9 protein-coding genes and 1 pseudogene are annotated in these 8,354 nt (G+C 60.3%); 5 read left to right on the plus strand and 5 right to left on the minus strand.

Going from position 1 to position 8,354, the window contains the following annotated elements; genetic code table 11:
- Nucleotides 1–117: 117 nt before the first annotated feature.
- From VZP09_RS20175 to VZP09_RS20185, 3 genes are all read left to right on the plus strand, one after another.
- Complete coding sequence (locus VZP09_RS20175) at nucleotides 118–585, plus strand: DUF3237 domain-containing protein (protein WP_002922963.1); 468 nt, start codon at nucleotides 118–120, stop codon at nucleotides 583–585.
- A gap of 112 nt (nucleotides 586–697) precedes the next feature.
- Nucleotides 698–1,705, plus strand: a complete 1,008-nt coding sequence (locus VZP09_RS20180) for a zinc-binding alcohol dehydrogenase family protein (protein ID WP_002922964.1) — start codon at nucleotides 698–700, stop codon at nucleotides 1,703–1,705.
- 1 nt (nucleotide 1,706) lies between these two features.
- Nucleotides 1,707–1,997, plus strand: coding sequence for a putative quinol monooxygenase (locus tag VZP09_RS20185; protein ID WP_002922965.1), 291 nt, complete (start codon nucleotides 1,707–1,709; stop codon nucleotides 1,995–1,997).
- A 50-nt stretch (nucleotides 1,998–2,047) separates the two neighbouring features.
- Here VZP09_RS20185 and VZP09_RS20190 read toward each other — a convergent pair whose 3' ends face one another.
- Complete coding sequence (locus VZP09_RS20190) at nucleotides 2,048–2,746, minus strand: winged helix-turn-helix transcriptional regulator (protein ID WP_004151507.1); 699 nt, start codon at nucleotides 2,744–2,746, stop codon at nucleotides 2,048–2,050.
- Between the two features lie 372 nt (nucleotides 2,747–3,118).
- On the opposite strand from VZP09_RS20190, the pseudogene VZP09_RS20195 reads away from it, so the two are divergent.
- Nucleotides 3,119–4,167, plus strand: a pseudogene (locus VZP09_RS20195) (NAD(P)-dependent alcohol dehydrogenase).
- On the opposite strand, the gene VZP09_RS20200 reads toward VZP09_RS20195, so the two are convergent.
- Both VZP09_RS20200 and VZP09_RS20205 read right to left on the minus strand, forming a co-directional pair.
- The gene (locus VZP09_RS20200) at nucleotides 4,164–5,117 is read right to left on the minus strand and encodes a GlxA family transcriptional regulator (RefSeq protein WP_328795370.1); all 954 of its coding nucleotides are present in this window, start codon (nucleotides 5,115–5,117) and stop codon (nucleotides 4,164–4,166) included. The pseudogene VZP09_RS20195 and the gene VZP09_RS20200 sit on opposite strands and share 4 nt — an antisense overlap.
- Before the next feature lie 21 nt (nucleotides 5,118–5,138).
- Entirely contained in the window at nucleotides 5,139–5,918 is a 780-nt protein-coding gene (locus VZP09_RS20205) for an MBL fold metallo-hydrolase (RefSeq protein ID WP_032415820.1), read from the minus strand.
- Between the two features lie 165 nt (nucleotides 5,919–6,083).
- Between VZP09_RS20205 and VZP09_RS20210 the strand changes: the two genes are divergently transcribed.
- Nucleotides 6,084–6,644 (plus strand): NUDIX domain-containing protein, encoded by a 561-nt coding sequence (locus VZP09_RS20210; RefSeq protein ID WP_004186204.1) that lies wholly within the window; start codon nucleotides 6,084–6,086, stop codon nucleotides 6,642–6,644.
- Here VZP09_RS20210 and VZP09_RS20215 read toward each other — a convergent pair.
- Both VZP09_RS20215 and nlpA read right to left on the minus strand, forming a co-directional pair.
- Entirely contained in the window at nucleotides 6,634–7,488 is an 855-nt protein-coding gene (locus tag VZP09_RS20215; RefSeq protein ID WP_002922972.1) for a DMT family transporter, read from the minus strand. The two genes, VZP09_RS20210 and VZP09_RS20215, sit on opposite strands and share 11 nt — an antisense overlap.
- Before the next feature lie 24 nt (nucleotides 7,489–7,512).
- Nucleotides 7,513–8,322: a lipoprotein NlpA gene (nlpA, locus tag VZP09_RS20220; protein ID WP_032415821.1), complete on the minus strand. Its 810-nt coding sequence runs from the start codon at nucleotides 8,320–8,322 to the stop codon at nucleotides 7,513–7,515.
- Nucleotides 8,323–8,354 lie beyond the last annotated feature (32 nt).

Raw genomic sequence — 8,354 nt, forward strand, 5'->3', positions numbered from 1 at the left:
AACTCATCATCCCAGCCAATCATTTTCATCCAAACCCTGCGTTATTTTGTCTCTCGCAAACCCGTTACACTGGCGCGGTGGCCGCGTGCCGTTACCAACCGAAACAGGAGAGCCATAATGACCCCCGAACTCAGACACTGTTTTTCCATTACCATCCAGGTTGATAAACCGATAATCGTCTCCCGCAGCCCGCAGACCGGTAAGCGCCAGCTGATCCCGATTGTCGGCGGCAGCGTCTCGGGTCAACTTCGCGGTCACGTATTACCCGGCGGCGTCGACAGCCAGATAATCGAACCCGACGGCACCTGCAGGCTGTCCGCCCGCTATGCCCTGCAGGTGGCGGAAGGCACGGTCTATGTGGAAAACAATGGCATCCGCCGGGTGCCGGCCCAGTATCATGACCAGCTTTTCGCCGACGATATGCGCTTTTTTAGCGATATTCCGCCTGAAGCCATCTATTTTCGCACCGTGCCCACCTTTGAGGTGGATGCTCCCGCGCTCAGCTGGCTAACCACCTCGCTGTTTATCTGCGCCGGTGGCCGGACCCAGGATGGGGTGATGCTCGACTTCTATCAGGTGGGCTGATTTTCACTTTCTGCATATAACTGTTATTGCCGTTAGCCCGTTTTTCCCCTCCCGGCAGCGGTCTACGATGGCTCCATCTTTTCATTCACCCGAATCACAGACCGGAGCAGTTATGAAAGCTATCGCCATTACTCAAGCCGCCGCTGACGGCAACAACATCCCTTCTTTAACCGAGATCGACCTGCCGATCCCCACCGCCCACGGGCGTGATCTGCTGGTCGCTGTGAAGGCTATCTCGGTCAATCCGGTAGACACCAAAGTGCGCGCCGGCTTTCAGGGCGACACGCCGCGGGTGCTGGGCTGGGACGCCGTTGGCGTGGTGCAGTCCGTCGGTGAGGAAGTGACGCTGTTCGCGCCCGGGGACGAGGTCTGGTACGCCGGCGCGCTGGGCCGGGCCGGCAGCAACAGTGAATATCAGCTGGTGGATGAGCGCCTGGTGGCGCACAAACCGCGCACCCTCGATAATGCCTCCGCCGCCGCGCTGCCGCTGACGGCGATCACCGCCTGGGAGCTGCTGTTTCACCGTCTCGGCGTTGAGGAAGGCGGCAATGCGGGCGACACGCTGCTAATCGTCGGCGCGGCGGGCGGCGTGGGGTCTATCCTGACCCAGCTGGCCAGTAAACTGACCGCCATGACGGTGATCGGCACCGCCTCGCGTCCCGAGAGCCAGCAGTGGGTCCGCGAGGCGGGCGCGCACCATGTGATCGATCACAGCAAGCCGCTCGCCGACGAGCTGGCGCGCATTGGTATCACGTCGGTAACCCATGTCGCCAGCCTGACCAATACCGAGCAGCACTTCAACGCGCTGATCGACGCCCTCGCCCCGCAGGGCAAGCTGGCGCTGATTGATGACCCGGAGACCCTGGACGTGGTGCCGCTGAAGGCCAAAAGCCTGTCCCTGCACTGGGAATTTATGTTCACCCGTTCAATGTTTGAGACGGATGATATGATCGCCCAGCATCAGCTGCTCACCCGCGTGGCGGCGCTGATCGACAACCACACTATCAAAACCACCCTTGGCGAACACTACGGCGCCATCACCGCCGCCAATCTGCAGAAAGCGCATCGCCAGCTGGAAACCGGACGCGCCGTCGGCAAGATCGTGCTGGAGGGGTTTTAAGATGATATCGCTTATCGCCGTGCTCAAGGCGAAACCGGGCCAAACGGACGCCCTGCGTCAGGCCCTGCAGGCGCTGCTCCTGCCGACGAGACAGGAGCCGGGCAACCTCGACTATGCCCTGTTTCAGCTGCGCGACGCGCCGGACACCTTCTATATGCGCGAGGCGTGGCAGGGACAGGACGCCCTCGATGCCCATGTCGCGATGCCCTATTTTCAGGCGTTTATGACGCAGATGGAGTCTCTGCTGGCTGAGCCGCTGCGGCTGGACTTTCTGACGCCGGTTGAGCCTTAGCCCACCGGCTGACGAGGGGTGGGAAAATCACGCCCCTCCGCCGCGCGGGTTTAAAAGTGGGCGGGAAGCGTGCGGGTTATCTTTTCCAGCACCCCGCGATGGACCGTAATGTAACCACCTTTGCGCAGCTCTGCCAGAATCGACATAACACGGCTGCGCGACAGGTTGGTGCGGCGCTGTATAAAGCTTAACGCATTAATTTGGCGACGATACTCCTCCGGGTAGTCCGCCAGCTCTGTTAGCAGGGTTCGCACCATCGGATAAGAATCCACCCCCACCATCTCCTGCGAACGCATGCTCAACACCATCAGCCGCTGCGCCAGAACATGGGCCATCTCCTGCCACAGGTTTTGCGCATTGAGGATCTCGACCGCGGCCTGGTGTCCTATCCAGCGTCCGCGCAAATCTGTCTCAGCAAACAGAGAGCAGTGGTGTTTTTCCGGAATACCGTTAAAGACGCCGTAACCATCGATTAATCCCAATAGCGAAGGGGCAAATATCGTTGATATCACCATGTTGTTTTCCGCATGGCATAGCGAGGCAATCCCCTCTTCGAGCAGAATTAATCCGGATTCAGCCTGGGTCGGCGGAAAACGATAATAGGTCGATCGCGGCAGCGCAAAGGGTGAGCTGGCGGGCAGGAACGCAGATAACAGGGATTCCACCGCGAATAACGGCTTTGTCTGTCTTCCGTAGTAAAAAGACGGTAACGCCTGGTCAGTAGAGAGGCTGGCTGCAGGGATCGACATGGTTTTTATGCCATCAGGTCAGGTTGAAAAAGTGATTCGTTGAGAATAATAGTATCAACAGGTGAAATAACGAATAAAAGACAAGACGTTACGGGGATAAAAAGAGTGTAAGCATCATTATCTGCAATAACTATTTATCTCTATTCTACAGGAATAAATAATACTATATGCCGTAAATACCTATAAGGCTTAGCGGCGATAAAGATAAGGCCATCTTATTATTTACTGCGCTGGTTAAGGCCGCGCCTGAGGGTTTCTCTACCGCTTTCCCCCTCGCATCTCGGCCAGTCCAGACTACGCTTATCGATGCCACTGACCACCCGCATTCCCCTCCCGTTCTATTGAGTCCATTCATCAAGAAGAGGTTTCGCTATGCTGATCAACGCTATTGGTACCTACTCCGCCAGCCAGCCGCTGGAATCAATGGCCATCACCCGCCGCGACCCGGGGCCGCAGGATGTACAGATCGCCATCGCTTACTGCGGCGTCTGCCACTCCGATCTCCACCAGGCGCGATCGGAATGGGCGGGAACGCTGTATCCCTGCGTGCCGGGGCATGAAATTGTGGGTCGGGTGACCGCGGTCGGCAACGCCGTCTCGCGCTACGCCGTCGGCGATCTGGTGGGCGTCGGCTGTATGGTCGATAGCTGTCAACAGTGCGAAGAGTGCGCTGANNNCTGGAAAACTACTGCGACCACATGGTGCTGACCTATAACGGGCCGACCCAGGACGCGCCGGGACACACGCTTGGCGGTTATTCACAGCAGATAGTGGTCAATGAACGCTACGTGCTGCGGATAACCCATCCCGAAGCGCAGCTGGCCGCCGTCGCGCCGCTGCTGTGCGCTGGGATCACGACATACTCGCCGCTGCGCCACTGGCACGTCGGGCCGGGTAAAAAAGTCGGCGTGGTCGGCATCGGCGGCCTCGGGCATATGGGGATCAAGTTGGCCCATGCCATGGGGGCCCACGTGGTGGCCTTTACCACCTCCGAATCCAAGCGTAATGCGGCCAGAGCGCTGGGCGCCGATGACGTAGTGGTGTCGCGCAATGAAGACGAAATGGCGGCCCACGTCAAAAGCTTCGATTTCATCCTCAACACCGTGGCGGCGCCGCACAATCTCGATGCCTTCACCACGCTGCTGAAACGCGATGGTACCATGACGCTGGTTGGCGCCCCGGCCACGCCGCATCCGTCGCCGGAAGTGTTCAATCTGATCTTCCGCCGCCGGTCGATTGCCGGCTCGATGATCGGCGGTATTCCGGAAACTCAGGAGATGCTCGACTTCTGCGCCGAACACGGCATCGTCGCCGATATCGAACTGATCCGCGGCGATGAGATCAACGAAGCCTGGGAAAGAATGGTCAAGGGTGACGTGAAATACCGCTTCGTGATCGACAGTGCGACCCTCGCCGGCTAAGCGCCGCGACGAAAGGTACGCCGCCATTCCGTCGGGCTGACGCCAAAGCGCGCTTTAAACTGCTGGCGCCAGGTGACCGCTGAAAGATAGCCCACCGCCTCCGCCACCTGCTCGACCGGCAGATCGCCCGCCTCAAGCAGAGTCTGGCTGCGGCGCAGACGTTCGGCGGTCAGCCAGTCGGTAATGCTCATCCCGGTTGCCCGGGCGAAGTGGCGGGTCAGGGTACGGCGGCTCATCGCCACCACCCGGGCCAGCGAATCGAGACTGTGCGGCTCGGCAATATGCTGCTGCAGATAATCCAGCAGGCAGTTGATTCGCGCATCGCGGGTGTTTTTCGGCACCGGCTGGGCGATAAACTGCGCCTGGCCGCCCTCGCGGTGCGGCGAAACAATCATCCGCCGGGCGATCTGGTTGGCCGCGAGGCTGCCGAAACGCTGGCGGATGATGTAGAGGCAACAGTCCAGCGCCGCCGCGGTGCCCGCCGAAGTAATGATCCGCTCGTCGTCGACGTACAGGGCGTTGATATCCAGCTGCACCTGCGGAAACCGGCGCTGGAAATCCTGCTCGAACTCCCAGTGAGTCGCCGCTCGCCTGCCGTCCAGCAGCCCGGCGTAGCCGAGGACGAACGCGCCGAGGCACAGGCCGACAATCTCCGCGCCGTTATCCCGGGCCCGCACCAGGCTATCAAGCAGCGCCTGCGGCGGACGTCGATCGACCTCGCCCCAGTAAGGCNCCACCACGATATCCGCCTGTTCCAGCGCGGCATAATCGCCGGTGGCGTACAGCGCAAAACCATCGCGGGCGCGCAGCAGCCCCGGCCGCTCGGCGCAAATGTGCAGATTAAAGCGTTTGATTTCCGAAACCGAATCGCCAAACAGCATGCAGGGGACGGCGTAGTGAAACGGGCTAAAGCCCTCTACAGCGACAATCGCCACGTCGGTGAGTTTCATCGTCCCTTCCCCTTACGCATGTTAATAAACGACGGTTTCTCCATCCTGCGGGATAGAAACCACATCGGCAATCTGATTATCCAGCGCATACTGGCGCATCTCTTCCCGACTCACCAGGCAGTGGTTGACCGCCTCGAGGTGGATAGCCATGATTTTCGCTTCCGGCAGGGCGAAGTGCACGTTCAGGAGATCTTCCTTGCCCATGATAATCGGGCCAAAGCCGATGACGTGGGCGTAGCCGGCGTTGAGGACCACCACGTCCGGGCGCAGCTTCAGCAGGTCGGCTGCAATGTCATCGCGCCAGATAGTATCCCCCACCAGCCACAGCGTCTTCTCCTGCGGATGGCGAAACACCACGCCGCAGGCCTCGCCCAGGCGTTCAGCCATCGCCGGCACCGCGTAGGTGCGGTCGCTGCCATGCTGCCCGGAGGTGGTTTTCAGCAGACGCACGCCGGCAAATTCGCTGTCTGACGACAGCAGGCGCAGATCCTGAAATCCCTGGCTGCGCAGCAGCGCGGCGTCGGCCTCATGCTGGGCGAACACCGGCAGGGTTTTCGGGATCGCGGCGATCGCCGCCGCGTCCCAGTGATCGTCATGGGTGTGGGTGACGATCACCGCGTCAACGTCGACAATTTTATCGCGGGAAAACGGCAGCTCAACCAGCGGATTGCGCAGTTCGCTGCGCGCGGTGCCCGGAAAACCCGGCCAGGCGCCTTTGTCCGCCAGCATCGGATCGATGAGAAATCTTTTCCCGGCGTAGTGAATAATCTGGGTCGCATTACGGATGTGGGTGATGTTCATGTTGGCGTTCCTCTNNNGTCATCTGACGAACATCGTACTGAGTCCCCGCCTGGCTCAACAGGGGCGTTTGGGCAATGATCGATGAAATCGGGCCAACCTGCGGCGGTTGCCATCCGCCTCCGGCTATGTTGTTCTTAAGGCTCAATTTTTGACAGGAGTGGCAGGATGAAAAAGAAACTGACCGCCGCCGATATGCACGACCCGCAGGTCATCGCCGAGACGCCGTGGTTCAGCATGCGTAAGGTGGGTATTGATGTCGCCCCCGGCGAGCGCCGCGACTTTTATTCCATTCATTACCCGCGCCCGGCGGTGGGGATTGTGGCCATCCAGGATGAGAAAGTGCTGCTGATTCGCCACTACCGCTACCTGATCGATAAGGTGGTGTGGGCGATCCCCTCTGGCGGCGTCGATGAAGAGGAAGACCCGGCGGTCGCCGCGCTGCGCGAGCTGCGGGAAGAGACCGGCTGGCAGGCGCAACGCGTTGAGGAGATCATTCGCTTTAACCCCTCCTACGGCAGCAGCGATCAGCTGTTTATCACCTGGCTGGCCACCGGTTTACGCTGGGTGGGGATGGATGCAGATCAGGATGAGGTGATGGAGACCGGCTGGTTTACCTTCGACGAGATAAACCAGCTGATCGCCCGCGGCGAGATGCCGGACGGGCTGTCGCTGGTGCCGCTGCTGCAGCTGATGGCGCAGCGGCGAAGCGGCCCGCTTACGGCTTAAGCATCCGCCAGCGGAACCACAGTTGGGCCACGAGGATCAGCACGCCGCCGATAATCTTCTGCAGCGGCAGCTGTTCGCCGTACCACAGCGCGGCGGCAATGACCGTCAGCAGCGGTTCGAGCACCATGATGATCGCCGCGCTGGCCACCGCCGCGTACTTCTGCCCCTTCATCTGCAGACCGAAGCGCAGGCTGGTGGCGATGACAATGCTGGCCACCAGCCAGCCGAGAGTCGGCAGGGTCATCGGCTGGTCCCAGCGTTCAACGGCAGCGGAGATGGTCAACCCGACGATACCGGTGATCGCCAGCTGCACGGTGGTCAGGGGGATCAGCGGTACTTCACGCGCGCAGCGGCTGGTGTAACAGAACCAGATCGACTGCACCAGCGCCGTCAGCAAAAACCAGCCCTGGCTGGGGTGGAAAGCTATCGGCATATGCAGACTGAGCAGCCCCAGGCCTACCACCGCGATCGGCAGGCACTCCCACCAGGCGCGCGGCGGGCGCACCTTCATCATCACCCATGCGGTCAGCGGGACGAACATCATCGACAGGCTCATGATAAACGCCCCTTCGCCGAGCGACGCCGTCGTGGAGACCGAATAGATCCACAGGCAGAGGTTGAGCGCAAACCAGAGTCCGCTGATGATGAGTTTTGGCCAGTGCTGCTTTTGCGGGCGAAAACCGCGGCAGAACGGCAGCAGAAGCAGCGCGGCGAAGAAAAAACGCAGCCCAAGAAACGCGAACACCGGCATGCCGGCGATCGCCTCGCGGGAAAATATCCAGCCGCAGGCGGCAATCACCGTCGCGGCAATCAGCAGCAGGTCAGCCTGCCGTTGGCGTACCATACGCACCTCTCCCTGTGTGTTGGCTTACCAGCCAGGCACCGCGCCGCCGTTGAAGATAGTCTCTGCCGCCTTCGCCACCTCCGGCGACTGGTACGACTGCATAAACTCCTTCACGTTTTGCGCGTCTTTATTGTCTTCCCGGGTCACGATGATGTTCACGTAGGGCGAGTTTTTATCTTCGATAAAGATGCCGTCACGAACCGGCGACAGCCCGGTTTGCTGCAGGTAGGTGGTGCTGATGATAGCCACGTCGACTTTGGGATCGTCGAGTACGCGCGGCAGTTGCGCCCCTTCCAGCTCCATGATCTTCAGGTTATGCGGGTTGTCGGTGATATCCACCGCCGTCGGCAGCAGGCCGGTCCCGGCTTTGAGGGTAATCAGCTTCTCTTTTTGCAGCAGCAGTAGCGCCCGCCCGAGGTTGGTCGGATCGTTGGGGATAGCGATCGTCGCGCCGTCTTTCAGTTCGGCGACTGACTTGATCTTGCGCGAATAGCCGGCCATCGGGAAGACGAAGGTATTCCCGACCGCCACCAGATGATAGTTATGCGCTTTGTTGTCCTGCTCAAGGAAAGGCCGATGCTGGAAGACGTTGGCGTCCAGATCCCCGGCGTTGGTNGATTCGTTAGGCAGCAGCGAGCCGCTGAATCCCACCAGCTCGACCTCCAGACCGTACTTCTCTTTGGCCATCTTCTTCGCCACTTCCGCTACATCCTGCTCGGCGCCGTTAATCACGCCCACCTTAATGTGCTTCGCTTCATTACCCTTTTGGTCGCAGCCGACCAGCGCCAGACCCGCCAGCATTACCGCGGCGGCGGCCCGTAAACGTAATCTCATCCTCTTCACCCTGTCTGTCCTGACTGTCATTG

This window comes from Klebsiella sp. EMBS2024 (genome assembly GCF_036233805.1).
In the GTDB taxonomy this organism is placed as follows: Bacteria; Pseudomonadota; Gammaproteobacteria; order Enterobacterales; family Enterobacteriaceae; genus Klebsiella; species Klebsiella pneumoniae.